Raw genomic sequence first — 26,027 nt, 5'->3', positions numbered from 1 at the left:
CATGAAACACCTCCAAGCCATCAACCAGAAGGCCCAGCTGCTGGACCAGGCGGCCGAACAGAACAAAGTGGAAGACGTGGTCGCCATGCAGAGCGTGGCCGGCTGCACCGCCACCTTCGATCCCGGCTGGGAGGTCGACGCCTTCGGCGGCGTCGCCTCGCTGTGCCAGCCCATGGAGGCCGACCTCTACGGCTGCGCCGATCCCTGCTGGTGGCCGGCCCAGGTGCCGGACACCATGAACACCTACCCGGACTGGGGCAAGCAGACCGCCAGCACCAAGGACGACTGGCGCAATCTCGGCTCCGTCTTCCCCAACGAGTGACCCGCCACCGGAGAACCCGCATGAACAAGACCTTCGCCCCCGCGTGGCAGGCGCTCGCGCTGGCCACCGCTTTGCCCGCCGCCGTGCATGCCGCGCCGCTCAACGCCGACAAGCCCCTGGTTCCGGGCGACGAGTACCTGGTGGTCGGCAACTACCCCGACAACCTGCACGTCGTCGACCTCAAGACCGACAGCCTCTACAAGACCTGCGCCGTGCCCGGCTCGGTCGGCCCCGCCACCCTGGTCATGTCGCCCGACAAGGCCACGGCCTACCTCATCACCAACCGCTTCGACGAGGTGCACGGCATCGCGCTGGACAGCTGCAAGCTGGTGTTCCGCGCCAGGATGTCGCAGAAGGCCGACGAGCGCGCCAAGGCGCTGTTCGCGCTCTCGCTGAGCAACGACAGCAAGCAGCTCTACGTGATCCAGACGCCGACCACGCTGAATGCCGACCACTACCGCGTCGGCCAGCCGAGGCTGGCGGTCTACGACGCGCTGGCCGGCGAGGGCGCCCAACCGCTGCGCACCCTGCCGGCACCGCGCCAGGTGACGGTGATGGCCACCGGCCACGACGGCTCGCTCTACATGGTCGGGCCCGACATCTACAAGTTCGACCCACAGACCGGCCAGCACACCGTCGCCATCCCGTCGCGCAACTGGAAGCGCGCACGCTACGCCCAGCCCGACGTGCTGAGCGTCTGGCCGCTGCGCAATGCCAACGACGACTTCACCATCCTCTACACCACGGCGAAGTTCAAGGGCAAGACCGACGACCCGGCCACGGCCGACTGGATCTACGGCTACTTCAACGTCAACCTCAAGACCGGCCAGACCGAGACCCGCGACTTCGGGCCCTTCACCGAGATCTACTTCACCGGCGTGCGCTCGCCCAAGGACCCGAACCTGATGTACGGCGTGCTCAACCGGCTCGCCAAGTACGACATCCGGCAGAAGAAGCTGCTCAAGGCCGCCGAGATTCCGCACTCGCACTACACCGTCTCGATGAACCGGGACGGCAGCAAGGTGTACCTGGGCGGCACCTGGAACAACCTCGCGGTGTACGACGCGGCCGATCTCAAGCCGCTGAGCACGCTCGCGCTGCCGGGCGGCGACATGGGGGCCGCGGCGCCGCAGACCTTCACGCGCTAGGGACGGGGCCGCCAGGACCCGTGGACCAGGATCACGACCACCCGGCGGTGGTTGTGATTCAAGTTTTCTGCCGTGTCTGCCGAAATGCAACACAAAGGGCGTACTTCTGCCCTGGGAGAGAACCATGATCCTGGCCCCCATTCCCGAGTACGACAGCCAGCGACTGAAGGCGCTGCGCAAGCTGCTCATCCTGGACACGCCCTCGGAGGAGCGGTTCGACCGCATCACGCAGTTCGCCATGCGGGAGTTCGACATGCCCATGGCCCTGGTGTCCCTGGTGGACCGGGACCGGCAGTGGTTCAAGTCGAACTTCGGCATTGAGGACCGTGAAACGCCCAGGGACATCTCTTTTTGCGGCCACGCCATCCTGGAGCGCAACATCCTGGTGGTGCCGGATGCGCTGAAGGACGAGCGTTTCCACGACAACCCGCTGGTGGTCAACAAGCCCTGGATCCGCTTCTACGCCGGGGCGGTGCTGCGCATGCCCTATGGCGTGGCGCTCGGCACCCTGTGCGTGATGGACACCCGGCCGCGCCAGATGGACCCGGTGGACCAGTCCATTCTGGGGTCCCTGCGCGACCTCGTGGTGGAAGAAATGCTCCGCCAGGAGGCCGCACCATGCCAACCCTGATCGGCGTCCGCCGGTTGCCGCGCATCCTGCTGGTCGAGCCGGACGGTCTGGTCCGGGGGACGGTGGCGTCCGTCTGCCGCGAACTTCAGCTGGCCCACGTCATTCAGGCGGGCAGCTGCGACCTGGCGACGAAGCTCCTGGTGGACGATTCGCTGCAGGCGGGCATCGTGTCCCTGTCGGATTGCGGGTCGGGCCTTGACCTGCTCACCCGTCTGCGTGAGGGATCGTTCGTCTGCTCGGCCGACATGCCGGTGGCCATGACAGCGTCCGGCATCGACGCCACCATGGCCGCACGGCTCAAGGAACTGCGCATCCGGCGCCTGCTGCTCAAGCCGTTCAAGATCCGCGATCTGATCGCCACGGTGGAGGCTTTGCTGGCCGCGGCCACGGTGCCCGGCTGAGGCACGCAGCGCGGGGGCTTCATATCACCAGCGGGTCCACGTCCACCGCGAAGCGCAGCAGCCCGCGCGCACCCGGCACGCTGCGGCCGTCCAGCAGCAGCGGCTGCCAGGCCGCGAGGAAGCGCTGCAGCGCCGCGCGCGAGGCGCTTTCCACCAGCAGCTGCGCGCGCTCGACGTTCGCCACACGCTGGATGGTCAGCGGCACCGCGGGGTAGAGCGTCACCTCGTCTCGGTGCGGCAGGCCCTCGGCGGCCTCTGCCGCGGCGTTGAGGAAGGCCTGCGCCGCCTCCTGCGTGCGCGCGTCGGCGCGCAGCAGGGCCTGGGCGCCGAAGGGCGGCATGCCCGCGGCCTCGCGCTCGGCCAGCTGCGTGGCGGCAAAGCCGGGGAAGTCGTATTTGCGCAGCGATGCGAACAGCGCGTGCTCCGGGTGCCAGGTCTGCACCCACATCTCGCTGGCGCCGGACTGCGCCGCGTCGCGCCCGGCCCGCCCCGCCGCCTGCATCAGCAGCGCAAACAGCCGCTCGGGCGCGCGGTAGTCGCTGGCGAACAGGGCGGCGTCGGCGTTGATGCTGGCCACCAGGGTGATGCGCCGGAAGTCGTGGCCCTTGGCCACCATCTGCGTGCCCACCAGCACGTCCACCTCGCCGCTGTGCAGGGCGGCCAGCTGCTGCTCCAGGCTGCCCTTGAGCCGCGTCGTGTCGGCGTCCATGCGCGCCACCTTCGCCGGCTGGCCGTCGGGGCGCTTCACGTCCGAGAGCAGGCCGGCCAGCTGTTCCTCGATCTGTTCCGTGCCGCGGCCCACCGGCGCGATGTCCAGGTTGCCGCAGTCCGGGCAGGACCGCGGCACGCGCGAGCTGAAGCCGCAGTGGTGGCAGCGCAGCGTGCGGTCGAGCTTGTGGAACACGCGGAAGGCGCTGCAGTGCGGGCACTGGCTTTTCCAGGCGCAGGCGTCGCACGAGAGCACCGGCGCGTAGCCGCGGCGGTTGAGCAGCACCAGGCACTGCTCGCCGCGCGCGATGCGCGCTTCCATCGCCGCCAGCAGCGGCGGCGCGATGCTGGCCCCCTTGGGCTGGTGGTTCATGTCCACCAGCCGCAGCCGGGGCAGGGCGCCGCCGCCGATGCGCGCCGGCATCTCCAGCCGCTTGTAACGCCCCTGGTCCGCCGCGTGCCAGCTCTCCAGCGAGGGCGTGGCCGAACCCAGGATCACCTGGCAGCGCTGGCCTTTGGCTGCCAGCGCCTCGCTCTCCACCTTGGCGCGGTACACCGCCAGGTCGCGCGCCGAGTAGCGCGCGCCGTCCTGGCTCTTGTAGCTCGGGTCGTGTTCTTCATCGACCACGATCAGGCGCAGCCCGGGCATGGACGCAAACACCGCCATGCGCGTGCCCAGCACGATGCGCGCCTGCCCGCTGTGCGCCGCCAGCCAGCTCGCCAGCCGCTGCGCCGGCGTCATGCCGCTGTGCATGGACACCACCGCACCCTCGCCATAGAGCGGGGCAAAACGTTCGCGGAAGCGGGCTTCAAGCTGCGGCGTGAGGTTGATCTCCGGCACCATCACCAGCACCTGGGTCGGCGGTTCGCCTTCGGACGCGGCCTGCGCCAGCGCGTCTTCGGTCGCGCGCAGGTAGACCTCGGTCTTGCCGCTGCCGGTGGCTCCGTAGAGCAGCACCGGCTCGGTCGCCGTCGGCAGCGCCGCCAGCACCGCCGCCTGTTCATCGCTGGACGGCGGCGCCACCGTCGCGGCGCCACCGACCCGGTCGGCCGGGGCCGCGGTGTTGGCCCGGCGCTTGAGCCGCCGCGCCAGCTGCACCGCGTCCAGCTCGCGCAGCTGCGGCGGCAGCGCCGCCAGCGCCACCTCGCCCAGGCTGCGCTGGTAGTAGCGGGCTGCAAACGTAACCAGTTGTTGCCAGGTGGCGCTCAGCGGCGGGAGTCCCTCCAGCGCCCCGATCACCGACTTCGCCTGCGACTCGTCCAGACCCGGCGGCGGTTCGTCCGGGCCGTTCCACACCACACCCAGCACCTCGCGCGTGCCCAGCGGCACACGCACCAGCGTTCCCGGCGCGAGCGACAACTCACTTCGGTAACTCAGCGCCGGCCCCAGACCGCTGTGGGCGGGGGTCGCAACGACCACGCTGGACCAAGTAGGCATATTTGGCGCTTTTTCCTCAGTTGAACTGTCGAAAAGCCGGGTAAGTCATTGATTTGTCAAGGCTTCCACAGCTGTCCAGATTTTCTGTGGATAACTTTGTTGATAGATGTGTTTGCAGGCGCGGGAACCCTTGTAAATCAAGGGCTTTCTTAAACTGCCCGTAAAAATGGCAAACCACAAAGATCAATGAAATCAATGACTTGCAAAACCAACCCCTCCGGGGTAGTGGGCAATGGTGATGCAATGTACCTTCTGCACCGCAGCAAAAAATTTGTGCATAACCAAGGCCTGTCAAGCGCTGTTTTTCAGAAAAATTTGCGCCGGGTGGCTTGACACGGGGTTCCGGCGGCGCTCCGCTAGGCCCGGCGCGGCTTCCGGGCCGATGGAGTCTTAAGACTGCGCGCGCAGGCGCTTCGAATGCGCGTGCACCGCGTCCACCAGCACCTTCACATGCTCCGGCGGCGTGAACTGGCTGATGCCGTGGCCCAGGTTGAAGATGTGCGTCGGGCCCGTGCCGGCACCCTGGTGCGGCGTGCCGAAGCTCTCCAGCACGGCCGCCACCTCGCGGTCGATCGCCTCGGGCGGCGCGAACAGCACGTTCGGGTCTATGTTGCCCTGCAGCGCCTTGCTGTCGCTCACCGCGGCGCGCGCCTTGGCCAGGTTCACCGTCCAGTCCAGGCCCAGCGCCTCGCAGTCCAGACCCTTCATGTCGTCCAGCCACAGGCCGCCGCCCTTGGTGAAGACGATGCGCGGAATGACGGTGCCGGCGGCGTCGGTGCGCTTGAGCTGCGCCAGCACGCGCTTCGTGTAGGCGAGCGAAAAGTCCTGGAACTTGCCGTCGGCCAGCACACCACCCCAGCTGTCAAAGATCATCACCGCCTGCGCGCCGGCGTCGATCTGCGCGTTCAGATAGGTCGCCACCGAATCGGCGTTGATCGCCAGGATGCGGTGCATCAGGTCCGGGCGGCTGTACATCAGGCTCTTGACCGCGCGGTAGTCGTCCGAGCCGCCGCCTTCGACCATGTAACAGGCCAGCGTCCAGGGGCTGCCCGAAAAGCCGATCAGCGGCACACGGCCGTTCAGCGCCTTGCGGATGCTGGTGACCGCGTCGAACACATAGCGCAGCTGATCCATGTCCGGCACGGCCAGCGTCGCCACGTCGGCTTCCGTGCGCACGTTGCGCGCGAACTTCGGGCCCTCGCCCTGCGCGAACGACAGGCCCAGGCCCATCGCGTCCGGCACGGTGAGGATGTCGGAAAACAGGATGGCCGCGTCCAGCGCATAGCGCTCCAGCGGCTGCAGCGTCACCTCGGTGGCGTAGTCCACATTGGTGGCCAACCCCATGAACGAACCGGCCTTGGCGCGCGTGGCGCAGTACTCGGGCAGGTAGCGCCCGGCCTGGCGCATCAGCCACACCGGGGTGTGGTCGGTGGACTGGCGCAGGCAGGCGCGCAGGAAGGTGTCGTTCTGCAGGGGGGCAAAGCTCATGGGGGTGTCCGGTGCGGGCGTCAGGAGGAATCAGCGATTATCCCGCGTCGTTCTTTGCCAGATCGGGGCCAACGGATACGATGGCCATGGATTCGACAGGTCTCGCAACCCGTTCCAGTGGGGGCCGCCGTGAATCAAGCGCTCGAACACCTCGCCACCCAGCTCGCACTGAATGAGCCTGACCACGAGCGCCTGCGCCTGGAGTTTGGCTACGACTGCGTGCTTCGGGTGAAACACTTCATCGAAGAGCCGGCCGTGGCTGACTGCCTGTTCGGTCTGGGGCAATTCCTCAGCGGCAGCATTGATCGGCCCCGCCTGGAAGCGTTGGCCACCCAAGCATTTCACCTGGCCAATCAACACCCCGGGTCGAAGTCCATCGACGGTGCCGGTCACGCTGCCGTATCCGCCACATACGCTGTTGCCAATGCACTGGCGGGCAAGGCCCTGCAGGCGGCGGAGTACGCCGCTTACGCCATGGTCTATGGCCAAGGCGGCTACGGTGCCGTGACGGACCGGGGGTCCTTCGAACCGGAGTTCGCTTGGCAGGTGCAGCGCCTGGCGTCGCTCGCCGGTCAAAAAGTTCGCAAAGAGAGCGAAGCCTGATCCTTCTTTGCACGCGGGCGGCGAAGAACCGTTCAGTGCCGCGTCTCGACCACGGGATGCGCATACTCCCGGCCGACCAGTGCGCGTGCGCCGAGGTAGGCGTTCCGCAAACGCTCGGACAGTTCGTCCATCCGCACTTCGCCGCTGGCGTCGCACGGGATGGCGATCCCGCGGCCGGGATCGAACAACGAGGCAAACCGCAGCTGATGCGCCGGTGTGTTGAGTTGAGTCAACATGACGTACCCCACTTCCGGGCGACAAGGCCGAGTCGCTGAATCAGGGTTCTCTGATCCGGCCCTTGTGCCCTTGGTCGCCCTGCAAGAGGCACACCGGCATCTTCGGCACATCCGAACAGTGGAAAAGGGCGAAATGGCGTTGAAAAGCGGGGTCTCTTCGCGCTGTCGAAAACGGGTCGCACCGTTCGTCGTGTCAGGCAACCACTCACAGGAGCAACCGATGACCACCGAAGCAAGCGTCAAGGGCCCCGCCTCGTACTTTCCTTCCATCGAGAAGAAGTACGGCCAGCCCATCGATCACTGGATGACAATCCTCGCCCGGGCAGGCGACCGCAAGCACATGGAGCTGGTCGCGCTGCTCAAGGCCGACCACGCCATGGGCCATGGCCACGCCAATGCGCTGGTGGCCTGGCATCTGGCGCGCAAGCAATAACCATCCCGGAGACCTCCGTGCCCATCGAACTGCCCAAGGACCAGCGCGCCCAGGCGATCCAGTCCATCGAGCGCTATTTCCGCGAACACATGGACGAACCCATCGGCAACATCGCCGCGGGCGGCCTGCTGGGCTTCTTCCTCGAAGAGATCGGCCCGGTGGTCTACAACAAGGCCGTGGCCGACGTGCAGGAGCGGCTGCAGCAGCGCGTGTCCGAGCTGGACCTGGAGGTCCACGAGGACGAGTTCGCCTACTGGCGCAAGTACGAGCGCGGCGCCCGCGGGAAGAAGTGAGCGCCGCGGGCGGGGCTCAGGCCGCGCCGCTTCTGTACTTGATGCTGCAGCCGTAGGCCCGGCTGGTGGCGACGCTGACCGGCTGGCCCGCGAGCAGCTCGGTCAGGCCCTGGCGCACGTAGTTGGTGGCCTTCTGGATGTCGGATTCGCGCGCCGACGGGATGCTGTCGATGCCGCCCGCATAGACCAGCAGGCCCTGCGCATTGACGATGTACATGTGGGGCGTGACGCGGGCGCCGAAGGCGGTGCCGGCCTTGCCGTCGACGTCCATCAGCGTGGCCGTGGGGCTGGCGCCCTTGTCGCGCATCCAGCGCGCCAGCTGCTCGGGTTCGAGGTAGTCGCCGCTCTGGGTTTCGGTCGAGTTGACCGCCAGCCAGACCACGCCCTTCTGCGTGAAGTCCTTCTGCAGCGACTGCATGTTGCCGTTGTAGTGCTTGCGCACGAAGGGGCAGCCCGGGTTGTTCCATTCGAGCACCACCGTCTTGCCCTTGAACTGCGACAGGCTGACCACTTGGCCGGTGGTGTCGGTGAGGCGGAAGTCCGGCGCCGGCTGGCCGATCACGGCGGCGGCGCTGGCCAGGCGGGGCAGCAGGGCGGTGGAGCCCAGGGCGGCGAGGCTGGTGATGAAGGGGCGTCGTTGCATCGTGAATCTCCAGTCGGTGATTGAAACGGCGACGCTGCGGGGTCAGAGCCCCTGCAGCACGGACTTGACCTCCCCCACGCTCAGCACCTCGGTCAGCACCACCGGTGGCTGGCCGTTCTTGTAGATCGCATACACCGGCACGCCGTTGCGGCCGAGCTGCGCCAGCGCCGCGGTCACGGCCGGGTCGCGGCGTGTCCAGTCGGCGCGCAGCAGGGCGACGTTCTTTGCGGCCATGTCCTGCAGCAGGCCCTCGTCGGCCAGGGCGTTGCGCTTGTTGAACTGGCAGGTGACGCACCAGGCGGCGGTGAAGTCGACGAACACCGGCCGGCCCTCGGCCTGCAGCGCGGTCACCTTGTCGGCGCTCCAGGGCTGCCAGCTCACGCCCTGCACGCCGGTTTCGGCCACGGTGGCCGGGCCACTGTCCTGCAGCCGGGTCACGTTCGGGCCGACGGCCACGCCGAGCCAGACCAGGGCCGCGGCCGACAGGCCACCCAGCACCACACGCCCCTTGCCCGACAGTCCGAGCGACCAGACCAGCAGCGCGAGCGCCAGCAGCAGCATCAGCAGCGCGGCCGCGCCGTCGATGCCGCTCTGCTGGCCCAGCACCCAGAGCAGCCAGACCACGGTGGCGAACATCGGGAAGGCCATGAACTGGCGGAAACGCTCCATCCAGGCGCCGGGGCGGGGCAGCGCGCGCGCGATGGCGGGCCACCAGCTCGCGGCCAGGTAGGGCAGGGCCATGCCCAGGCCGAGCACGCCGAACACCGCCAGCGCCTGCGCCGCGGGCAGCGTGGCGGCCAGACCGAGCGAGGCGCCCATGAACGGCGCGGTGCAGGGCGAGGCCACGGCGACGGCCAGCACGCCGGTCAGGAAGGCGTCGGCGGTCGGGTTCCTGGCCTGCAGGCTGGCCAGGCCGGAGGGCAGCACGTTGCCGAACTGAAACAGTCCGGCCAGGTTCAGGCCAATCAGCGTGAACAGCACCGCCAGCCCCGCCACCACGGCCGGGCTCTGCAGCTGGAAGCCCCAGCCCAGCTGTTCGCCGGCCGCGCGCAGCGCCAGCAGCAGGCCGCCCAGCGCGAGGAAGGAGACCACCACGCCGGCGGTGTAGGCCAGACCGGAGCGGCGGTGGGCGGCGCGGTCGTCCGAGTGTTTCGCGAACGCCAGCACCTTGATCGCCAGCACCGGGAACACGCAGGGCATGAGGTTGAGGATCAGGCCGCCGATCAGCGCGCCCAGCAGCGCGGCGCCCAGCGTCAGCGAGGAGGCGCCGGACGCCGGTGCGGCGGCGGCGCGGGCGGCGTTGGCGTCCAGCGCGGTCTGCAATGCGGGCGAAACGCCGGCCGCCGGCAGGGCCGCCACCGGCGGCCAGGCGCCCTGCACCGGCACCGTCATGCGCACGCCGGCCAGGCCCGGGCCTTCGCCGGGCGCGTCGGCCTGCGCCACCACCAGCGCCACTTCGGACGGGCTGTCGCCGCGCTGGGCCGAGAGCGGCAGCTTCGCGGTCCAGCGCGCGCCGTCCCAGGCCTGGGTCCAGGGCGCACCGGGGTCGATCAGGCCGGTGGGCTCTGGGTAGAACTCCAGCTTCTGGCCTTTCCAGGCGGCGGGCAGGGTGTCGAGCGAGACGTTCAGGAAGCCGGCTTCTGGCGCCAGCGCGCTGGTGGCGGCGGCCTGGTCTCTGGGCGCGGCGTTGAAGGCGGCGTCGAAAGCGGCGCCGTTCAGCCCGGTCGAGCCTTGTGCCGGGATGCGCAGCGAGAACTGGCCTTCTTCGGGGATGCACTCCTTGCGGCAGACCAGCCACGAGGCTTGCAGCTTCACGTCCAGCTGCTGGCCCTGGAATTCGGGCGAGACGGTCAGTGGCACCGGCAGCAGCACCGTGCCGTTGTAGCCGTAGTTGGCCAGCGGGCCGATGGGGAACTTGCGCGGCGTCGGCCAGGCAATCTCACCCGCGGTCACGCCAGGCGGCAGGGTCCACTGCAGCTCGGTCGGCAGGCCGGAATCGCCGGAGTTCTTCCAGTAGGTGTGCCACTCGGGCGCGTGGGTCAGCTGCAGGCCGACCCAGACCTTGGCGCCCGGCGCGGCGCCTTCGGGCGCGTGGGCCAGCAGCTCGGCGCGCACCTGGTCGGTCTTGACCACGGTGGCGTCGCCGCCGAGCAGGTTCTGGGCGAAGCCCGCCAGGGGCAGCAGCAGGAGGGCGAGGACAGCAGGCAGTGAACGCATGGGGAGTGGGGTGGAAGGGCGCCGAGGTAGGAGGGCGCCGGGCGCGCCAAGTTCCTCAAAGGGGTGCGGCAGCGGCCGGCAAATGTTACAACCCGGGCGTTGTTCTCACGGGAGATGCGCCATGGGTTCGATGATGGAGCGGGCACTGCAGAGCTGGGCCGAGCGGGTGCGGCGCGAGGCCAACGTGCCGGTGCGCCTGCGCTGGGGGGCGGACGGTGCGTCGGCGGTCGCGCTGGGCGAGGCGCCGACGGTCGAGGTCCGGGTGCGCGGGGCGGCGGCCTGGCCGCTGCTGATCGAACCCGGGCTGGACACTCTGGGCCAGGCCTATGTCGAAGGCCTGGTCGACGTGGACGGGCGCTTGTCAGACATTGTCGAGGTGGCCCATGGGCTGGCGGCCAGCGCCCAGCCCACCACCGGCCTGCTCGGCCGCATCCGCCGCCGCTTCGGCCACACGCGCGAGAGCGACAGCGAGGCGATCCAGTACCACTACGACGTGTCCAACGACTTCTACCGCCCCTGGCTGGGCGAGGGCATGGTCTATTCGTGCGCCTACTTCGAGCAGGGCGACGAGACGCTGGAGCAGGCGCAGGAGAAGAAGATCGACCACATCCTGCGCAAGATCCGGTTGCAGCCGGGCCAGCGCCTGCTGGACATCGGCTGCGGCTGGGGTGCGCTGGTGCTGCGGGCGGCGCAGCGCTTCGGCGCGCGCTGTGTGGGCGTGACGCTGTCGCAGAACCAGTTCGACCTGGCCACCGAGCGGGTGCGCGCCGCCGGGCTGCAGGACCGGGTCGAGATCCGGCTGCAGGACTACCGCGACGTGGCCGACGGCCCGTTCGACCGCATCACCAGCGTGGGCATGTTCGAACACGTGGGGCTGGACCACCTGGCGGCGTACTTCGGCCGCATCCGCGAACTGCTCAAACCCGACGGCTGGGCCATGAACCACGGCATCACCAGCACCGACGCGCACGATGGCGAGACGCGTCACGGCGGCGGCCAGTTCATCCACCGCTACGTGTTCCCGCGCGGCGAGCTGCCGCACATCGGCACCGTGCTGCGCACCCTGCAGGAAGGCGGGCTGGAGGCGCTGGACGTGGAGAACCTGCGCCGCCACTACCAGCGCACCACGCAGCTGTGGAGCGAGGCCTTCGAAGCGCACGCGGCGCAGGTCCGGCCGCTGGTGGACGAGACGCGCTGGCGCATCTGGCGCATCTACCTGGCCGGCTGCGCCTGGGCCTTCGAGCACGACGAGGTGGCGCTCTACCAGGTGCTGTGCCGGCCGGCGGGCCAGTCGGCGCAGGGCCTGCCCTGGTCGCGGCGCTGGATGTACCCCTGAAATCCGCGGGCCTACACTCCGGCACATGAACGCCCCGATCCGCCACTGGTCCGACCTGTCCACCGCCGACTTCGCCGCGCTGAACCGCGAGCGCGCCATCGCGGTGCTGCCGGTGGCCGCCACCGAGCAGCACGGGCCGCACCTGCCGCTGTCGGTGGACACGGACATCGTGGACGGCGTGGTGGCGGCGGCGCTGCCGCACCTGCCGGCCGATCTGCCGGCGCTGTTCCTGCCGACCCAGGCCATCGGCTTCTCGCCCGAACACACGCGCTTTGCCGGCACGCTGACACTCAAGGCCGACACCCTGGTGCGCGTCTGGACCGAGATCGGCGAGGCCGTGGCCGCCAGCGGCGTGAAGAAGTTGGTGCTGCTCAACAGCCACGGTGGCCAGGTGGGCGCGCTGGACCTGGTGGCGCGCGACCTGCGCGCGCGGCTGGGCATGCTGGTCTACAGCATCAGCTGGTTCAACCTGCCGCTGCGCGACTCGGCCGGGAACGACGTGAATGCACTGTTCAGCGCCGACGAACATCGCTTCGGCATCCACGCCGGCGAGATCGAGACCTCGATGATGCTGGCGCTGCACCCGCAGCGCGTGCGCATGGACAAGGCCGAGTACTTTCGTTCAACCTCCCAGGACCGGGCCGAGCGGTTCGCCACGCTGGGCAACGGCCGCAGCGCCAAGCTCGGCTGGATGATGCAGGACTACAACCCGCAGGGCGCCGTGGGCAATGCGGCGGCGGCCACGGCCGAGAAGGGGCGCGCGCTGCTGGACGCGGCCGGCCGGGCGCTGGCCCAGGCGCTGGCGGAGATCGACCAGCTGCCGCCCGACACCCTGCGCGAGCAGACCGCGTTCAACTGAGCCCCCACGCTCCGCCGCTGTGCGGGTCGCTGCCCCCGAGTGGGCTGGGCCGGCCTTGGGGCGGCCCGGCGGCCGGCCCGTCTGATCAGGCGTAGGAAATCCAGTCCTTGTAGGCCAGGCTGTCCAGGTGCGGCAGCGTGTTGTAGGTCAGCAGGTGGTGGCGCTTGGGGTTGAACTGGAACTCGGTCACCGCGCTGTTGCGGATGCGCATGTTCAGGTCGATGGTGGCGTCCGGGCTCAGGCCCAGCACATGGCCCACCGCCGTGGCAATCGGTCCGCCGCTGGAGACCAGCAGCACGTTCTGCCCCGCGTGGTGCGCGCGCACATGCTCCAGCGCGCTGGTGACGCCGTGCACGAAATCGGTGTAGGCGGGCATGCCCTCGGGGCTGATGGTGCCGGCCATCCACTGGCGCAGGCCGTCGCGCAGCAGCCGGAAATGTGCCTTGTAGCCCTCGGGGCTGTGCGGGTCGCCCAGCGCCTGGTCCTGTCCGCGCGGCAGGATGGCGCGGATCACCGCGCCGCTGTCGTACTCGTTGAGCCCCGGCCATTCGGTCGGCGGCAAGTCGAGCCCGGCGCCGCGCGCGATGCCGGCCCAGGTCTGGGCGTGGCGGCGCAGCGTGCCGGTGATGACCGCATCGAAGCGCAGCCCGCGTTCGGCCCAGTAGCGGCCCAGGCGCTCGCTCTGGCGCTGGCCCAGGTCGCTGAGCTGGTCGTAGTCGGCGGCTCCGAAGGAGGCCTGGCCGTGGCGCACGAGGTAGAGGGTTCCCATGGGGCGGGATTCTGGGCGCAGCCCGCTCCCGGACTTTGTCCCCGCAGCGACTGCGGGTCGCGCAGGCGCCACGCCGGTCGGCACAACCCTTAAATGGCGGCCTTTTTTGTGCGTTTTGACCGGACCCGGCCGTGCGGCGCCGTGATCCAATGGGCCGATGCCAGTTTCCGACCCGGCGCATGACGCCTGATCTCGCAACCCTGCTGCTGATGCGTCTCCTGCTGGAGGTGCTGATCGCGTTTGCGTTCTGGGCGCTCATGCGGCGCTACCCGGCCATGGGCGGCCCGGGCTGGTGGTCCCTGGGCTCGGTGGTGTCGATTGCAGGCTCGCTGGCGCTGATGGCGCGCGCCGGTGGCATGTCGCCCCAGATGGGCGCGATGGCAGGGCTGCTGATGTTCGTTGCCAACGCTTTCGCCTGGGTCGGTCTGCGCAGCTACCTGCGCTGGGATCTCCCGCTGAAGTTCGTCGGCGTGTCTTCCGCGGGGCTGCTGGTCGCGCTGCTGGCCGCATCCTTCCGCCCGCAGCCGGCGGCCTTGCTGCAGATGCTCTACGTCGGGTCCGGCCTGATGCTGAGCCTGCTGTCGCTGCGCGACCTGGTGCGCGTGGGGCTGCGGCGGGCGCCACCGGAGTTCCGGGCGCTGACGGCGCTCTCCGCCTTCGAGGCCCTGGTGCTGGTGTCCATGCTGGTGTGGATGGCCGCCCACCTGAGTCCGCTCGACCAGGTGGGGCCGACATTCCTCATGCTGTTTCTGATGACCAAGCTGGTGCGCGTGATGATCTACGGCGCGCTGGTGTCGCTGCGCATGCGTCAGGAGGCGCAGAGTGCCCGGCAGACCATAGCCGAACGGGATGCCGAGTCGCGTGCGCTGGTCGACAACCTGGGCGCCGGGGTGCTGGTGCTGAGACCTGATCGGTCCGTGGCCCGGATCAATGCCGCGACCCGTCGCTTCCTGGACTGGCCGGAGGGCGGGCAACCGCCTGCGACCGGTGTCTGGCCCCTGCTGGGCCCCGACGGGCAGCGACTGCCACGACACGAAATGCCGTTCGAGCGCGTGCTGGCGACCGGGCAGCCCGTGTCTGATGTGGTGGTGGGCATCCACATCGCAGGCGAAATCCGCTGGGCGCTGTGCAACGCCTACCCGGAGAACGACGTGCTGGGCGGCCTGCGCCACGTGGTCTTCACCTTCGTCGACATCACGGCGCTGCGCCAGATGCAGCAGCAGCAGCGGGCCCTGGAGCAGCAGCTGGCGCAGTCGCAGAAGATGGAGGCGCTGGGCACGCTGGCCGGTGGCGTGGCGCACGACTTCAACAACATCCTGGCCGCCATCCTGGGCAACGCCGACCTGGCACGCCAGGATCTACCAACGGGCCATCCGGCGCGGCAGAGCCTGCACGAAATCAGCAGTGCGGCGCGGCGCGGGCGCGAACTGGTGCGCCAGATCCTGGCTTTCAGCCGCCAGCAGCCGCTGGCGCGCACACCGGTCTGTCCCGACGCCATCGTCACCGAAACCTGCAGCCTGCTGCGCACCGCCATCGGCTCCAACGTCCAGCTGGTCAAGGAGGTGGCGCCGAATGGCCCGGCCATCCTCGCCGACGCGACCCGGCTGGGGCAGGTGCTGCTCAACCTGGGGACCAACGCGGTGCATGCGCTGCAAGGGCAGCCGGGCCGGATCGGGTTCCGCATCGACACCGTCGGGCCGGACGACCCGGCGCTGCCGCCAGCTTTGCTGGAGCCGTGCCGGCGCAGCGGCTTGGGTGCGGTCCGCATCGCCGTGAGCGACAACGGCTGCGGCATGGACGACGCCACGCGCGCGCGCATCTTCGAGCCCTTCTTCACCACCAAGCGCGTGGGCCAGGGCACGGGGCTGGGGCTGCCGATGGTGCTGGGCATTGTCGAGGCCCACGGCGGTGCGATCACGGTCGAGAGCCGGGCGGGCGAGGGCTCCACCTTTACCCTGTATTTCCCGGCCACCGCCGACAAGCCGCCGGCCCCCGAATCGGTACCGGAAGTGGTCTTCGCGGATGGCGGCACAATGGCTCCCATCCCCGGCGGCGAGCCGTCTCCGCCCGCACCCTTTTCAGTGGAGCCTCCAGCCATGTCCGACGACCCCAGCGCCGCACCTGCACACATCCTCTACCTGGACGACGACGACACCTTGGTGTTCCTGGTGCGCCGGCTGCTGGAGCGCCGGGGCTACAAGGTCACGGCGGTCTGCGACCAGCAGGAGGCGATCGACGCGGTGCGGGCCCAGCCGCAGGGCTTCCAGCTGCTGATGACGGACTACAACATGCCGGGCATGTCGGGCGTCGATGTGGCGCGCGAGGTGCTGGCCATCAATCCGGAACTGCCGGTGGCCGTGGCATCGGGCTACATCAGCGACGAGTTGCAGGCCGAAGCGGCGGCGGCTGGCGTGACCGAGGTGGTGTTCAAGACCGACGCGGTGGAGGCCTTCTGCGAGGTTGTGGCACGGCTCGTGTCCCCAAAAAACTGACCCACCCCCGCGCCGCCTGCGGCGTCACCCCCTCCAGGGGGCGATGCGAGTGGCCCGGCGGAGCCGGTTCCACCGCATCCTGGTATCAGGCACGTGCGCCGGACAGGACCTTGGCGAAGGTGGTGCTGTCCACGTTGCCGCCGCTGAGGCTGAGGCCGACGTTCAGGCCGCTCAGCGTTTCTTTTTCCTGCAGGGCCGCGGCCAGCGCGGCGGCGCCCGCGCCTTCGGCGACGTTGTGGGTGTCGGCGAAGACCGCGCGCATGGCCTGGGCCACTTCGTCGTCCGTCACCTGCACGATGTGGTCCAGCGCCGGCGCGAGGATCGCCAGCGCCTCGGCGTCGGCCACGCGGCAGGCCATGCCGTCGGCCAGCTGCGTCGTCACCGGCGCTTCCACTACCCGGCCGGCCGCGATCGAGTCGGCGTAGGTGGTGGCGTGCGCGCTGACCACGCCGACGATGCGCGCGCGGTGGCCCAGCGCCTGTTTCGCCGCAATGGCCGAACACGCGCCCGAGCCCTGGCCGATGGGCACATAGACCACGTCGAGCTGCGGCACGGCCTTGAAGAATTCCCACCAGTAGGTGCTCACGCCGCGCAGCAGGTCGCGGTGGAAGCTGGGCACCATGTGCGCGCCGCGCTCGGCCGCCAGCCGCATGGCGTGCTCGCGGCTTTCCTGGAAGTCGCTGCCGTGTTCGACCAGCTGCACGCCCAGCGCGCGCATGGCCGCGTTCTTCTCCACCGAGTTGCCGTGCGGCACGACGATGGTGCAGGCCACACCATGTTCGCGCGCCGCCCAGCCGATGCTCTGGCCATGGTTGCCGCGCGTGGCGCTGATCACTTCGCGCGGCCGTTCGCCGCGCTGTTGCAGCTGGTCGAAGTAGGTCAGTCCGCCCCGGATCTTGAACGCGCCCACCGGTGTGTGGTTCTCGTGCTTGAGCCAGCAGCCGGTGTCCAGCCGTTCGCTCAGCAGGCCCCAGCGGTATTGCGGCGTGGGCGGTAAGCTGCGGTAGACCACCTGGGCGGCGGCTTCGATGTCGGTGAGGGTGGGCAGGTTCATGCGGGTGTGCTCGGGTTCAGGACCAGGGGTTGGCCATCGGCGGTGGTGAGGTCGGCCCGCAGACCGGCCGGGCCAGTGTGCACGGCCACGCCGTCCAGCCCGATGGCAGTCAGTGCAGCGGTCAGGCGCCCGGCGTCGGGGTGCTGCAGCGTCAGACCCTGCAGCCCCAGGTCGGCACCGGTCATGCCGTCGGCCGGGTGCGTGTCGCCCCACTGGATCAGCGTGGGCAGCGCACCGCCGAACAGGCGCTGGCCGTCGTCGCGCACGGTGATGCGCCAGCGCAGCAGGCCCTGCGGCGTGGGGCGCGAGGCGTCGATGACGGGGCCGCGCTCGATGCCCAGGGCGCGCAGCCGCGCACAGGCGGCATCGATGTCGGGCACGCTGGCCACCCAGTGGATCAGCTGCGGCCCCTCGCGCCGCAGGCGCTCGCGCAGGGCCGGGTCGTCGAGGTCGAACCAGCGCCGCAGCGGGGGCGGCCGGGTGGGTGTGGCCGCCGGATCGATGGCGATGATTTCGAGATAGGCCTTGGGGTGCACCGTGCTGTGCAGGCGCAGCAGCCGGTTGTGCGTGCCGAACAGCGCGTGGGCGCCGCCGGGTCCGGGCGTCAAGCCCAGCGTCGCTTCGCACCAGGCCACGCCCTCGGCCAGCGACGGCGCGGCCACCACCAGGTGGTCGATGCCGGCCCTGCTGGCCTGGTTCACAGCTGCACCGTGCCGGCGATGCAGGTGACGCTGGCGCCGCCGACCCAGACCGTGCCGTCCGCGGCGCGTTCGATGTGCACGCGGCCTTCGCGCGCCAGCGCCGTGCCCTGGGCCGCCACGTAGCGATCCGGCGCCAGGCCGGCGCCGATCAGCCACTGCGCCAGGGCCGCGTTCAGGCTGCCGGTCACCGGGTCTTCGGCCAGGCCGTTGTTGCCCGGGAAGAAGGCGCGCACCTCGAACTGCGTGTCACCCGCGTCCTGCGGGCCGACCACGCCGACCTTGCCGCGCGGGCCTACGACGCCGATGTCCAGCCCGGCCAGCACGGTGGTGTCGGGTTTGAGCGCCAGGACCTGCTCGGCGCTGCGCAGCATCACGCCGCGCCAGTTGGGGCCGTTGTCACACCAGGCGTGCGCGGTGATGTCCTCGCGCGCCACGCCCAGGCCGCGGGCGATGAGCGTCACGTCGGCCTCGTCCAGCGGGCCGCTCTTGATCAGCGGCGGTGCGGCAAACGCCAGACGGTTTCCGTCGCGGCGCAGCTTCACCAGCCCCACCCCACATTCCTGCACCACGTGCTCGCCGCGCGGCACACCGCCCGCTTCCAGCCAGGCGTGGCAGCTGCCCAGCGTGGGGTGGCCGGCAAACGGCAGTTCACGGCCCGGACAGAAGATGCGCACGCGGTAGTCGGCGCCGGCGGCGGCCCCTTCGGGCGTGGGCGGCAGCAGGAAGGTGCACTCCGACAGGTTGGTCCAGTTCGTGAAGTGCTGCATCTGCTCGGTCGACAGGCCGCTGCCGTCCAGCACCACGGCCAGCGGGTTGCCGCGGTAGGGCGTGGTGGTGAAGACGTCGACTTGTTTGAACGGGCGTTGCTGCATGAAGGCTCTCCGGGATCAGGACAGGGGCAGGTCGAGCACGCCGCGGCTGGCGGGCAGCGCCAGCCACTGCGCGTACCAGCGCTCCAGGTGCGGCCAGGCCGGGCGCGGCAGCGGCAGGCCCCACCAGCGGTGCACCTCGCAGGCGATGGGGATGTCGGCCATGGTCAGCGCGTCGCCGGCCATGAAGGGCTGGCGCGCCAGGTGCTCGTCGAGTTGCGCGAACAGCGGTTCGGTGGCCGCCACCGAAGCGGCGACCACGGCCGGGTCGCGCTGCGCCTCGGGCGTGCGGATCAGCTGCTTGAAGCCGGGGCTGCCGGCCGGGTTGAGCGTGGTCTGCTGCCAGTCCATCCAGCGCTCGGCGTCGGCGCGGCGCTGCAGGTCCTGAGGGTAGAGCGGCGAAGCCTCACGGGCGCACAGGTAGCGCACGATGGCGTTCGATTCCCAGAGCGTGAAGTCACCATCTTCCAGCAGCGGCACCAGGCCGTTGGGGTTCTTGGCGCGGTAGTCCGGCGTGTTCACCACGCCGTAGCTCAGCCCCGCATCGATGCGCTCGAATGGCACGCCCAGTACCTGGGCGCACAGCACCACCTTGCGCACATTGATCGAACTCAGCCGGCCCCAGATGCGCAGCATGTCTCAGTCTCCGCCGGGCCGCCCCAAGGCGACTGACGCCCCCTCGGGGGGCAGCGAAGCACACGAAGTGGCGAGCGTGGGGGTCATTTCAGCCCTTGACGGCTTCGCGGATGGCGTCGGCCAGCGCCTGGATGCCGATGCGGATCTGCTCCTCGCTCGCCGTCACGAAGGACAGGCGCATGGTGCGCGGGTCGCCCTGGTCGGCGTAGAACGCGGCGCCGGGCACGAAGGCCACGCCCTTGTCCACGGCCTTGGGCAGCAGGTCCACCGCGTCCACACCTTCGGGCAGCCGCGCCCAGAGGAACATGCCGCCCACGGGCGAGTTCCACTGCACGTCCAGCCCGGCCATGTCCTTCTTCAGGGCGTCCAGCATCACCTCGCACTGGTGCTTGTAGAGCGCGCGGATGGTGGGCACGTGGCGGTCGATGAAGCCGTCCTTGAGCACTTCGGCCACCATGCGCTGGTTGAAGGTGGGGCTGTGCAGGTCGGCCGCCTGCTTGGCCTGCAGCAGCTTGGGCATGATGGCCTTGGGCGCCACCACGTAGCCCAGGCGCAGGCCGGGGGCCAGCACCTTGGAGAACGAGCCCAGGTAGATGCAGCCTTCGGGGTTGCGCGCGGTCAGTGGCTTGGGCGGCGGCTGGTCGAACCACAGGTCGCCGTAGGGGTTGTCTTCGATGACCGGCAGGCCTGCGGCCTGTGCGGCGTCCACCAGGGCCTGGCGGCGCGCCTCGCTCATGGTGCGGCCGGTGGGGTTCTGGAAGTTGGGCAGCACGTAGAGGAAGCGCGCGCCCGGCGCCTTCTTCGCCAGGTCGGCCACATCAATGCCCTCGTCGTCGCTGTCCACACTGACGATCTTGGGCTCCATCGGCGTGAAGGCCTGCAGCGCGCCCAGGTAGGTGGGCGTCTCGACCAGCACCGTGCTGCCCTCGTCGATCAGCACCTTGGCCACCAGGTCCAGGCCCTGCTGGCTGCCGGTGGTGATGAGCACCTGGTCCGGGCTCACGTCCCAGGGCAGCTGGCCGGCGATCCACTCGCGCAGAGCCGGCAGGCCCTCGCTGGCGGCGTACTGCAGCGCGGCGGCGCCGTCGGTTTTCAGCACGGCGTCGCAGGCGGAGGCGAAGGCCTGGACCGGGAAGGTCCTGGGCGAGGGCAGGCCGCCGGCAAAGCTGATGATGCCGGGCTTCTCGGTGACCTTGAGGATTTCGCGGATCACCGAGGGGTTCATCTTGTGGGCGCGTTTTGCGAGGGTCCAGTGGGCGCTCATGGGCGGTTCTCCGGGTGGGATGGTGGTTGTCGGGGTATGGGGGCGGCCATGCGCCGGCCCATGAAGACGGTGGCGACCACGGCCAGGGCAAAGCCCAGCGTGATGGCGTCCAGCGATTCTCCCAGCAGTGGCACGGCCGCCAGGATGCTGACGAAGGGTTGCAGCAGCTGGGTCTGGCTCACGCGCAGCGCGCCGCCCAGGGCCAGGCCGCGGAACCAGGCGAAGAAGCCGGCCCACATGGAAAACACGCCCACATAACCCAGCGCCAGCCAGGCCGACAGGGCGATCGGCTGTTCGGGCCAGGTCAGCAGCGCGCCCGGCACCGTCAGCGGCAGGGCCATCACGCAGACCCAGCTGATCACGCGCTCGGCGCCCAGCGTGGGCGTCACCTTGGCGCCGCCCACATAGCCCAGTGCCGCGGCCGCCACCGCGCCGACCAGCAGCGCATCGGCCCAGGTGAGTCCGAAGCCGTGACCGGCCTGCGCGGCGCGGATCAGGCTGTAGGCCGCCACCAGCGCGCTGCCCAGCACCGCAAACAGCCAGAAACCCAGCCGCGCGCGTTGGTGCATCAGCCAGGCCGCCACCGCGGCGGTGGCCAGCGGCAGCAGGGCGGTGATGACGGCGGCGTGGCTGGCCGTCACGTGGCGCAGCGCCCAGCCCAGCAGCAGCGGGTAGCCGATGGCGTTGCCCGCCAGCGAGAGCAGCAGCGGCCCGCGTTCGGCCGCCGTCGGCAGGCGCGAACGCGTGGCCAGCAGGTAGACGGCCGACAGGCCGCCCGCCAGCGCGGCACGTGCCCAGGTCACGAACCAGGGCGAGAGCTGAGGCGCGTCGGCGGTGCCGGTGGCCAGGCGCGTCATCGGCAGGGTGAGCGCGAACACCACCACGCCGACCAGGCCCAGCCAGAGGCCGAGGGTGGCGTCGCTCATGCGGGCAGAAGGCAGTGCCGTGCTGTGGTTCATATTGCGTTGCCTTGAAGTCCCGCGCCACCCAGCAGCATCCAGGCGGCGGTGAGCACCAGCGCCAGCGCCATCAGCCGGTTGAACACCAGCAGGCGCGCGCCGCTGGGCTGGCCGTTCACCACCGGCCCGGCCAGCCAGTGCCGCAGCAGCGAGCCGACGAGCGCGTAGCTGAGGTTGCTGACGAAGGCGAAGGCCAGCAGCACCGGCAGCACCGAGACGAAGCGCTGGGGGGCGTCGGCCTGGCCGGCGATCCAGCCCGCGACGATGGACAGTGCCAGCATCCAGGCCTTGATGTTGAGGAACTGCAGGCCCACGCCCTGCCAGAAGCCCACGTTCAGCCGCGAGCTGTCCACCGTGCTCAGCGAGCGGCTGCCCCACAGCCGCCGCGCCAGCCACAGCAGGTAAACCGTGCCACCCACCAGGATGGCCCAGCGCAGCGCCGGCACCGCCACCACGAGCGAGCCGACGCCGGCCGCGCACAAAGTGAACAGCAGGCCCCAGCCCACCGGCACCGCGGCGATGAAGCGCAGCGCGCGCGGCAGGCCGCCGTTGGCTGCCAGCGCCGTGGACAGCGTGGTGTTGGGGCCGGGCGTGAAGCTGGTGGCCGTGGCCAGCACCAGCAGGGCGCTGAACTCGCTGGCGGTCATGGCTGCACCGAGAGGACTTGTGGGGACATGCAATGCACTTTATCCTTGTGGGCCATACACAAACCATACAGATGGCCGGGTCACGGAATGAATCTGTGTGGTTCATGAGGGCCATACACCGCATGTTCCATAGCAAGGATTCCAGAGACACCGCGCCGGACGCCACGGCGGTTGCGGCGCTGACCCGGACCGCTGCCCAGACGCTCACCGAACAGCTGGCCGAACGTTTTGCCGCCCGCATCCGCGACCGCCTGCTGGCCCCGGGCGCGCGCCTGCCCAGCGTGCGCCAGTGCGCGGCCCAGCACGGCCTGAACCCGTCCACCGTGGTGGCGGCGTACGACCTGCTGCTGGCCCAGGGCCTGGTGGAGGCGCGGCTCCACCGGGGCTTCTTCGTGCGCGAGCGGGCGCCGCTGCGCGACGCCGATGCGGCGGCGCCGGCCGCAGCGCCCGCCGCACTGCGCAGGGCCGCGCCGCTGTCGGCCGCCACGCTGATCCGCGGCATGTTCCACCCCAGCGGCAGCCTGCCCCAGCCCGGCATGGGGGTGCTGCCGCCCGAGTGGCTCGAATCGAGCTTCATGCCCGCCGCGGTGCGCAAGGTCAGCGGCCAGAAGGCCCTGGCCGAGAGCTCGCTGCGCTACGGCGAGCCCATGGGCGACGGCCATCTGCGCCGCGTGCTGGCGGCGCGGCTGCAGGGCTTGGGCCTGCCGGCCGACCCGACGCAGATCATCACCACCGTGGGGGCCACGCACGCGCTGGACATCGTCAGCCGCACCCTGCTCAAGCCGGGCGACGCGGTGATGGTGGAGGAGCCCGGCTGGGCGGTGGAGTTCGCGCGCCTGGACGCCCTGGGCATGCGCATCCTGCCGGTGCCGCGCGGACCCGCCGGCCCCGACCTGGCGGTGATGGCGCGCTACTGCGAGGCACACGCACCCAAGCTGTTCGTGAGCGTCAGCGTGCTGCACAACCCCACGGGCTACTGCCTCTCGCCCGCCAGCGCGCACCGCGTGCTGCAGCTGGCGCAGCAGCACGACTTCCACATCGTCGAGGACGACACCTACAGCCACATTGCGCCCGAACACGCCACCCGCATGAGCGTGCTCGACGGTCTGCGGCACACCATCTACGTCAGCGGCTTTGCCAAGATCCTGGCGCCCAACTGGCGCGTGGGTTACCTGGTGGCGCCGCCGGAGCTGACCGAGCGACTGCTGGACACCAAGCTGCTGGCGACGCTGACCACGCCCAGCCTGCTGGAGCGCGCGCTGGCGCACTGCATCGAGAGCGGTCAGCTGCGCCGCCACGCCGAGCGCATCCGCACCCGGCTGGACGCCGCGCGCAGTCGCAGCGTGAAGCTGGCACAGGCGGCGGGCTGTCGCTTCGTGGCCGAGCCTTCGGGCCTGTTCGGCTGGGTCGACACGGGCGTGGACACCGAGGCGCTGGCCCAGCGCATGCTGGACGAGGACTACCTGATCGCGCCCGGGGCGCTGTTCCATGCGGCGCGCGCGCCCAGCACGCTGATGCGCATCAACTTCGCGACCACCCAGGACGCGGCGTTCTGGAAGGTGTTCAGGCGCCTGCTGGCGAGCTGAGCAGCGCCGCGAGGGCCTGGGGGCTGCCATCCGCCTGCGCCACCCGTGCGGTTCGGCGGGCGTGGTCAGGGGCAGCGGCCGGTCGCTTGGGGCTCACGTGCCGCCCAGCGCCTGCCAGCGCTCCAGGGCCTGCATCCATTCCTCTTCTATTTCCGCATGGCGGGCGCTGAGTTGAGTCGCCCGGGAGGCATCGGTGGCAAACAGCTGGCCGCCGGCCAGGGCACTGTCGATCGCAGCCTGCTCGTCCTCCAGCGCCTTGATCTTCGCGGGCAGCTCATCGAACTCGCGTTGCTCCTTGTAGCTGAGCTTGCGTTTGCCCGCGGCAGGGGGGCTGGCCGGTGCTGGCGCCGGTGCGGCTGCCTCCAGTGGCTTGGCCGGTTCCGGTGCGCGCTGGCGCTGCAGCTCCTGCGCACGCGCCGACTGGGTCAGCCAGTCCTCCACGTCGCCGACATACTCGCGCCAGACCCCATCGCCTTCGCTGACGATGGTGCTGGTGACCACGTTGTCCAGAAACCGCCGGTCGTGGCTGACCAGGAACACCGTGCCTTCGTACTGCTGCAGCAGGTCTTCCAGCAGTTCCAGGGTGTCGATGTCTAGGTCGTTGGTCGGCTCGTCCAGCACCAGCACGTTGGCCGGCCGGGCGAACAGGCGCGCCAGCAGCAGGCGGTTGCGCTCTCCTCCAGAGAGCGTGCGCACCGGTGCGTTGGCCCGGGCGGGCGAGAACAGAAAGTCGTTCAGGTAGCTCTTGACGTGGGTGCGGCGATTGCCGATCTCGATCCACTCGCTGCCCGGGCTGATGAAGTCCTCCAGCGTGGCGTCCAGGTTCACCTGGTCGCGCAACTGGTCGAAATAGGCCACGCTGATCTGGCTGCCCTGCCGCACGGTGCCGCTGTCGGGTGAGAGTTCGCCCAGGATCAGCTTGAGCAGCGTGGTCTTGCCGGCGCCGTTGGGGCCGATCAGGCCAACCTTGTCTCCGCGCAGGATGGTGGCGCTGAAGTCGCGCACCACGGTGCGGATGCCTCCATCGGCGGAAGGGAAGGACTTGGACACCCGGTCCAGTTCCGCGACGATCTTGCCGCTGGCACCCCCGCTGGCCACCTCCAGCCGCACCCGACCCACGGCGTCGCGCCGCTGGGCGCGCTGCTCGCGCAGGCGTTCCAGCCGCGTGATGCGTCCCTGTGCACGGGTGCGGCGGGCTTCCACGCCCTTTCGGATCCACACCTCCTCCTGGGCCAGCAGCTTGTCGGCCCGTGCGTTGATGACGGCCTCCTGGGCTAGCTGCTCTTCCTTGAGCGCCTGGTACTGGGCGAAGTTGCCCGGGTAGCTCAGCAGCCGCCCCCGGTCCAGCTCGACCATGCGGGTGACCACCCGGTCGAGAAAGGCGCGGTCGTGGCTGATGGTGACCACGCTGCCGCGGTACTCCAGCAACAGGTCCTCCAGCCAGGTGATGCTGTCCATGTCCAGGTGGTTGGTCGGTTCGTCCAGCAGCAGCACATCGGGGCGGCTCACCAGGGCCTGAGCCAGTGCCACCCGCTTGCGGTTGCCTCCAGAGAGCTGACCCACCGTGTGGTTGCCATCAAGATGGAGCCTTTGCAACGTCTCCTCAACCCGCTGTTCCCAGTTCCATGCGTCAAGCGCTTCAATCCTGCCCTGGAGCAAGTCCAGGTCCAGTCCTTCCGCGCCGCTGAGGTAGAGGTCCCTGGCTTGGCGGGCTTCAGCCAGACCCAGGCTGGCCGCCTCGAACACTGACGCCGACGGGTCCAGATCCGGCTCTTGCGGGACATAGGCGACTCGCAGCCCCGTTTGCACCTGCAGAGTGCCGTCGTCGGGCCTCTCCAGTCCCCCCAGTATCTTCAAGAGGGACGACTTGCCTGTGCCGTTGCGGCCGATGAGTCCGACCCGCTCCTGGCTCTCCAGTGCAAAGTCGGTGTGATCGAGCAGGGCCACATGGCCGTAGGCCAGTTGGGCATCCTGCAGAGTAATGAGCACCATATAAATAGAGGGGGGCAGTGGGGGATAGAGGGGGCAGTGGGGGCAGTGGGGGCTGGGCAGGGGATTATCGTCAGCGCCTATAGGCCGGGCTGCCTGAGTGCCCAGGACAGGCCTTGGCTCAAGTTGCTGGCCAACCTCATCTGCAAGAATTTTTCGCGGCTTTTGACAACGTCTGAAAAACTGTCGTATACTGCAAGGCTTCGCTGATCACTGAACTGCACGACGCAGTCGGCAAGGTTGGTGAAGAAGATGTGCCAGTGGCTGCATCGATCGGTCAAAAAATATCGGGGTTAACCCTAAAA

At 69.7% G+C, this 26,027-nt stretch carries 25 protein-coding genes; 11 read left to right on the top strand and 14 right to left on the bottom strand.

Annotated elements, in window-relative coordinates:
• The first annotated feature begins 1 nt into the window (after position 1).
• From qhpC to HPS01S_RS20095, 4 genes are all read left to right on the top strand, one after another.
• Positions 2-322, top strand: coding sequence for a quinohemoprotein amine dehydrogenase subunit gamma (gene qhpC, locus HPS01S_RS20110; RefSeq protein WP_066160465.1), 321 nt, complete (start codon positions 2-4; stop codon positions 320-322).
• Positions 323-342: 20 nt separating this feature from the next.
• Complete coding sequence (gene peaD, locus HPS01S_RS20105; RefSeq protein ID WP_066160463.1) at positions 343-1,470, top strand: quinohemoprotein amine dehydrogenase subunit beta; 1,128 nt, start codon at positions 343-345, stop codon at positions 1,468-1,470.
• A 124-nt stretch (positions 1,471-1,594) separates the two neighbouring features.
• Positions 1,595-2,101 carry a GAF domain-containing protein gene (locus HPS01S_RS20100; protein WP_066160461.1) on the top strand — a complete coding sequence of 169 codons (507 nt, stop codon included), beginning with the start codon at positions 1,595-1,597 and terminating at the stop codon, positions 2,099-2,101.
• Positions 2,089-2,502: a DNA-binding transcriptional response regulator gene (locus tag HPS01S_RS20095; protein WP_066160458.1), complete on the top strand. Its 414-nt coding sequence runs from the start codon at positions 2,089-2,091 to the stop codon at positions 2,500-2,502. Before HPS01S_RS20100 ends, HPS01S_RS20095 begins: the two co-directional genes overlap by 13 nt.
• A 19-nt stretch (positions 2,503-2,521) precedes the next feature.
• Here HPS01S_RS20095 and priA read toward each other — a convergent pair whose 3' ends face one another.
• Positions 2,522-4,648 (bottom strand): replication restart helicase PriA, encoded by a 2,127-nt coding sequence (gene priA, locus HPS01S_RS20090; RefSeq protein ID WP_066160455.1) that lies wholly within the window; start codon positions 4,646-4,648, stop codon positions 2,522-2,524.
• Between the two features lie 390 nt (positions 4,649-5,038).
• Positions 5,039-6,136 carry a uroporphyrinogen decarboxylase gene (gene hemE, locus HPS01S_RS20085; protein WP_066160452.1) on the bottom strand — a complete coding sequence of 366 codons (1,098 nt, stop codon included), beginning with the start codon at positions 6,134-6,136 and terminating at the stop codon, positions 5,039-5,041.
• 129 nt (positions 6,137-6,265) lie between these two features.
• Here hemE and HPS01S_RS20080 point away from each other — a divergent pair, with 129 nt between their 5' ends.
• A complete protein-coding gene (locus HPS01S_RS20080; protein WP_066160558.1) occupies positions 6,266-6,739 on the top strand; it encodes a hypothetical protein in 474 nt (157 codons plus the stop codon).
• 32 nt (positions 6,740-6,771) lie between these two features.
• Here HPS01S_RS20080 and HPS01S_RS20075 read toward each other — a convergent pair whose 3' ends face one another.
• Positions 6,772-6,975 (bottom strand): hypothetical protein, encoded by a 204-nt coding sequence (locus tag HPS01S_RS20075; protein WP_066160449.1) that lies wholly within the window; start codon positions 6,973-6,975, stop codon positions 6,772-6,774.
• A 220-nt stretch (positions 6,976-7,195) separates the two neighbouring features.
• On the opposite strand from HPS01S_RS20075, the gene HPS01S_RS20070 reads away from it, so the two are divergent.
• Together HPS01S_RS20070 and HPS01S_RS20065 are read left to right on the top strand one after the other, a co-directional pair.
• Positions 7,196-7,408 carry a DUF4287 domain-containing protein gene (locus tag HPS01S_RS20070; RefSeq protein WP_066160444.1) on the top strand — a complete coding sequence of 71 codons (213 nt, stop codon included), beginning with the start codon at positions 7,196-7,198 and terminating at the stop codon, positions 7,406-7,408.
• 17 nt (positions 7,409-7,425) lie between these two features.
• Entirely contained in the window at positions 7,426-7,701 is a 276-nt protein-coding gene (locus HPS01S_RS20065) for a DUF2164 domain-containing protein (protein ID WP_066160441.1), read from the top strand.
• Between the two features lie 16 nt (positions 7,702-7,717).
• On the opposite strand, the gene HPS01S_RS20060 is transcribed toward HPS01S_RS20065, so the two are convergent.
• On the bottom strand, positions 7,718-8,344 hold the full coding sequence (locus tag HPS01S_RS20060; RefSeq protein WP_084397583.1) for a thioredoxin family protein: 627 nt from the start codon (positions 8,342-8,344) through the stop codon (positions 7,718-7,720).
• Positions 8,345-8,386: 42 nt separating this feature from the next.
• Positions 8,387-10,561, bottom strand: a complete 2,175-nt coding sequence (locus HPS01S_RS20055) for a protein-disulfide reductase DsbD family protein (RefSeq protein WP_084397581.1) — start codon at positions 10,559-10,561, stop codon at positions 8,387-8,389.
• 121 nt (positions 10,562-10,682) lie between these two features.
• Between HPS01S_RS20055 and HPS01S_RS20050 the strand changes: the two genes are divergently transcribed.
• Positions 10,683-11,897, top strand: a complete 1,215-nt coding sequence (locus tag HPS01S_RS20050; protein ID WP_084397580.1) for a class I SAM-dependent methyltransferase — start codon at positions 10,683-10,685, stop codon at positions 11,895-11,897.
• 25 nt (positions 11,898-11,922) lie between these two features.
• On the top strand, positions 11,923-12,756 hold the full coding sequence (locus HPS01S_RS20045) for a creatininase family protein (protein ID WP_066160438.1): 834 nt from the start codon (positions 11,923-11,925) through the stop codon (positions 12,754-12,756).
• A gap of 85 nt (positions 12,757-12,841) precedes the next feature.
• Here HPS01S_RS20045 and HPS01S_RS20040 read toward each other — a convergent pair whose 3' ends face one another.
• On the bottom strand, positions 12,842-13,525 hold the full coding sequence (locus HPS01S_RS20040; RefSeq protein ID WP_066160436.1) for a histidine phosphatase family protein: 684 nt from the start codon (positions 13,523-13,525) through the stop codon (positions 12,842-12,844).
• A 179-nt stretch (positions 13,526-13,704) separates the two neighbouring features.
• Here HPS01S_RS20040 and HPS01S_RS20035 point away from each other — a divergent pair, with 179 nt between their 5' ends.
• Positions 13,705-16,017 carry a hybrid sensor histidine kinase/response regulator gene (locus tag HPS01S_RS20035; RefSeq protein WP_066160434.1) on the top strand — a complete coding sequence of 771 codons (2,313 nt, stop codon included), beginning with the start codon at positions 13,705-13,707 and terminating at the stop codon, positions 16,015-16,017.
• An 85-nt stretch (positions 16,018-16,102) separates the two neighbouring features.
• Here the strand turns inward: HPS01S_RS20035 and HPS01S_RS20030 are convergent, their stop codons facing one another.
• The 7 genes from HPS01S_RS20030 to HPS01S_RS20000 all read right to left on the bottom strand — a co-directional run bounded on the left by HPS01S_RS20030 (position 16,103) and on the right by HPS01S_RS20000 (position 22,147).
• On the bottom strand, positions 16,103-17,071 hold the full coding sequence (locus HPS01S_RS20030; protein WP_066160429.1) for a threonine dehydratase: 969 nt from the start codon (positions 17,069-17,071) through the stop codon (positions 16,103-16,105).
• Positions 17,068-17,772 (bottom strand): VOC family protein, encoded by a 705-nt coding sequence (locus HPS01S_RS20025; RefSeq protein ID WP_066160424.1) that lies wholly within the window; start codon positions 17,770-17,772, stop codon positions 17,068-17,070. The genes HPS01S_RS20030 and HPS01S_RS20025 overlap by 4 nt, the downstream gene beginning before the upstream one ends.
• The gene (locus HPS01S_RS20020; RefSeq protein WP_066160419.1) at positions 17,769-18,644 is read right to left on the bottom strand and encodes a PhzF family phenazine biosynthesis protein; all 876 of its coding nucleotides are present in this window, start codon (positions 18,642-18,644) and stop codon (positions 17,769-17,771) included. Before HPS01S_RS20020 ends, HPS01S_RS20025 begins: the two co-directional genes overlap by 4 nt.
• A 15-nt stretch (positions 18,645-18,659) precedes the next feature.
• Positions 18,660-19,277, bottom strand: coding sequence for a glutathione S-transferase family protein (locus HPS01S_RS20015; RefSeq protein ID WP_066160416.1), 618 nt, complete (start codon positions 19,275-19,277; stop codon positions 18,660-18,662).
• Positions 19,278-19,365: 88 nt separating this feature from the next.
• Positions 19,366-20,541: an aminotransferase-like domain-containing protein gene (locus HPS01S_RS20010; protein WP_066160413.1), complete on the bottom strand. Its 1,176-nt coding sequence runs from the start codon at positions 20,539-20,541 to the stop codon at positions 19,366-19,368.
• On the bottom strand, positions 20,538-21,500 hold the full coding sequence (locus tag HPS01S_RS20005; RefSeq protein ID WP_066160411.1) for a DMT family transporter: 963 nt from the start codon (positions 21,498-21,500) through the stop codon (positions 20,538-20,540). The genes HPS01S_RS20010 and HPS01S_RS20005 overlap by 4 nt, the downstream gene beginning before the upstream one ends.
• The gene (locus HPS01S_RS20000) at positions 21,497-22,147 is read right to left on the bottom strand and encodes a LysE family translocator (RefSeq protein ID WP_066160408.1); all 651 of its coding nucleotides are present in this window, start codon (positions 22,145-22,147) and stop codon (positions 21,497-21,499) included. The genes HPS01S_RS20005 and HPS01S_RS20000 overlap by 4 nt, the downstream gene beginning before the upstream one ends.
• 122 nt (positions 22,148-22,269) lie before the next feature.
• Here HPS01S_RS20000 and HPS01S_RS19995 point away from each other — a divergent pair, with 122 nt between their 5' ends.
• A complete protein-coding gene (locus HPS01S_RS19995) occupies positions 22,270-23,733 on the top strand; it encodes an aminotransferase-like domain-containing protein (RefSeq protein ID WP_066160406.1) in 1,464 nt (487 codons plus the stop codon).
• 93 nt (positions 23,734-23,826) lie between these two features.
• On the opposite strand, the gene HPS01S_RS19990 is transcribed toward HPS01S_RS19995, so the two are convergent.
• A complete protein-coding gene (locus tag HPS01S_RS19990) occupies positions 23,827-25,725 on the bottom strand; it encodes an ATP-binding cassette domain-containing protein (protein WP_066160403.1) in 1,899 nt (632 codons plus the stop codon).
• Between the last annotated feature and the right edge of the window lie 302 nt (positions 25,726-26,027).

The sequence above is a fragment of the Hydrogenophaga pseudoflava NBRC 102511 genome, assembly GCF_001592285.1.
In the GTDB taxonomy this organism is placed as follows: Bacteria; Pseudomonadota; Gammaproteobacteria; order Burkholderiales; family Burkholderiaceae_C; genus Hydrogenophaga; species Hydrogenophaga pseudoflava.
This window is presented reverse-complemented; position numbering and strand designations above follow the sequence as displayed.

Bases quoted from the DNA above. Each gene is read 5' to 3' on its own strand.
- qhpC (WP_066160465.1), top strand. From the start codon at position 2: ATGAAACACCTCCAAGCCATCAACCAGAAGGCCCAGCTGCTGGACCAG.
- peaD (WP_066160463.1), top strand. From the start codon at position 343: ATGAACAAGACCTTCGCCCCCGCGTGGCAGGCGCTCGCGCTGGCCACC.
- HPS01S_RS20100 (WP_066160461.1), top strand. From the start codon at position 1,595: ATGATCCTGGCCCCCATTCCCGAGTACGACAGCCAGCGACTGAAGGCG.
- HPS01S_RS20095 (WP_066160458.1), top strand. From the start codon at position 2,089: ATGCCAACCCTGATCGGCGTCCGCCGGTTGCCGCGCATCCTGCTGGTC.
- priA (WP_066160455.1), bottom strand. From the start codon at position 4,648: ATGCCTACTTGGTCCAGCGTGGTCGTTGCGACCCCCGCCCACAGCGGT.
- hemE (WP_066160452.1), bottom strand. From the start codon at position 6,136: ATGAGCTTTGCCCCCCTGCAGAACGACACCTTCCTGCGCGCCTGCCTG.
- HPS01S_RS20075 (WP_066160449.1), bottom strand. From the start codon at position 6,975: ATGTTGACTCAACTCAACACACCGGCGCATCAGCTGCGGTTTGCCTCG.
- HPS01S_RS20070 (WP_066160444.1), top strand. From the start codon at position 7,196: ATGACCACCGAAGCAAGCGTCAAGGGCCCCGCCTCGTACTTTCCTTCC.
- HPS01S_RS20060 (WP_084397583.1), bottom strand. From the start codon at position 8,344: ATGCAACGACGCCCCTTCATCACCAGCCTCGCCGCCCTGGGCTCCACC.
- HPS01S_RS20055 (WP_084397581.1), bottom strand. From the start codon at position 10,561: ATGCGTTCACTGCCTGCTGTCCTCGCCCTCCTGCTGCTGCCCCTGGCG.
- HPS01S_RS20050 (WP_084397580.1), top strand. From the start codon at position 10,683: ATGGGTTCGATGATGGAGCGGGCACTGCAGAGCTGGGCCGAGCGGGTG.
- HPS01S_RS20045 (WP_066160438.1), top strand. From the start codon at position 11,923: ATGAACGCCCCGATCCGCCACTGGTCCGACCTGTCCACCGCCGACTTC.
- HPS01S_RS20040 (WP_066160436.1), bottom strand. From the start codon at position 13,525: ATGGGAACCCTCTACCTCGTGCGCCACGGCCAGGCCTCCTTCGGAGCC.
- HPS01S_RS20035 (WP_066160434.1), top strand. From the start codon at position 13,705: ATGACGCCTGATCTCGCAACCCTGCTGCTGATGCGTCTCCTGCTGGAG.
- HPS01S_RS20030 (WP_066160429.1), bottom strand. From the start codon at position 17,071: ATGAACCTGCCCACCCTCACCGACATCGAAGCCGCCGCCCAGGTGGTC.
- HPS01S_RS20020 (WP_066160419.1), bottom strand. From the start codon at position 18,644: ATGCAGCAACGCCCGTTCAAACAAGTCGACGTCTTCACCACCACGCCC.
- HPS01S_RS20015 (WP_066160416.1), bottom strand. From the start codon at position 19,277: ATGCTGCGCATCTGGGGCCGGCTGAGTTCGATCAATGTGCGCAAGGTG.
- HPS01S_RS20010 (WP_066160413.1), bottom strand. From the start codon at position 20,541: ATGAGCGCCCACTGGACCCTCGCAAAACGCGCCCACAAGATGAACCCC.
- HPS01S_RS20005 (WP_066160411.1), bottom strand. From the start codon at position 21,500: ATGAACCACAGCACGGCACTGCCTTCTGCCCGCATGAGCGACGCCACC.
- HPS01S_RS20000 (WP_066160408.1), bottom strand. From the start codon at position 22,147: ATGACCGCCAGCGAGTTCAGCGCCCTGCTGGTGCTGGCCACGGCCACC.
- HPS01S_RS19995 (WP_066160406.1), top strand. From the start codon at position 22,270: ATGTTCCATAGCAAGGATTCCAGAGACACCGCGCCGGACGCCACGGCG.
- HPS01S_RS19990 (WP_066160403.1), bottom strand. From the start codon at position 25,725: ATGGTGCTCATTACTCTGCAGGATGCCCAACTGGCCTACGGCCATGTG.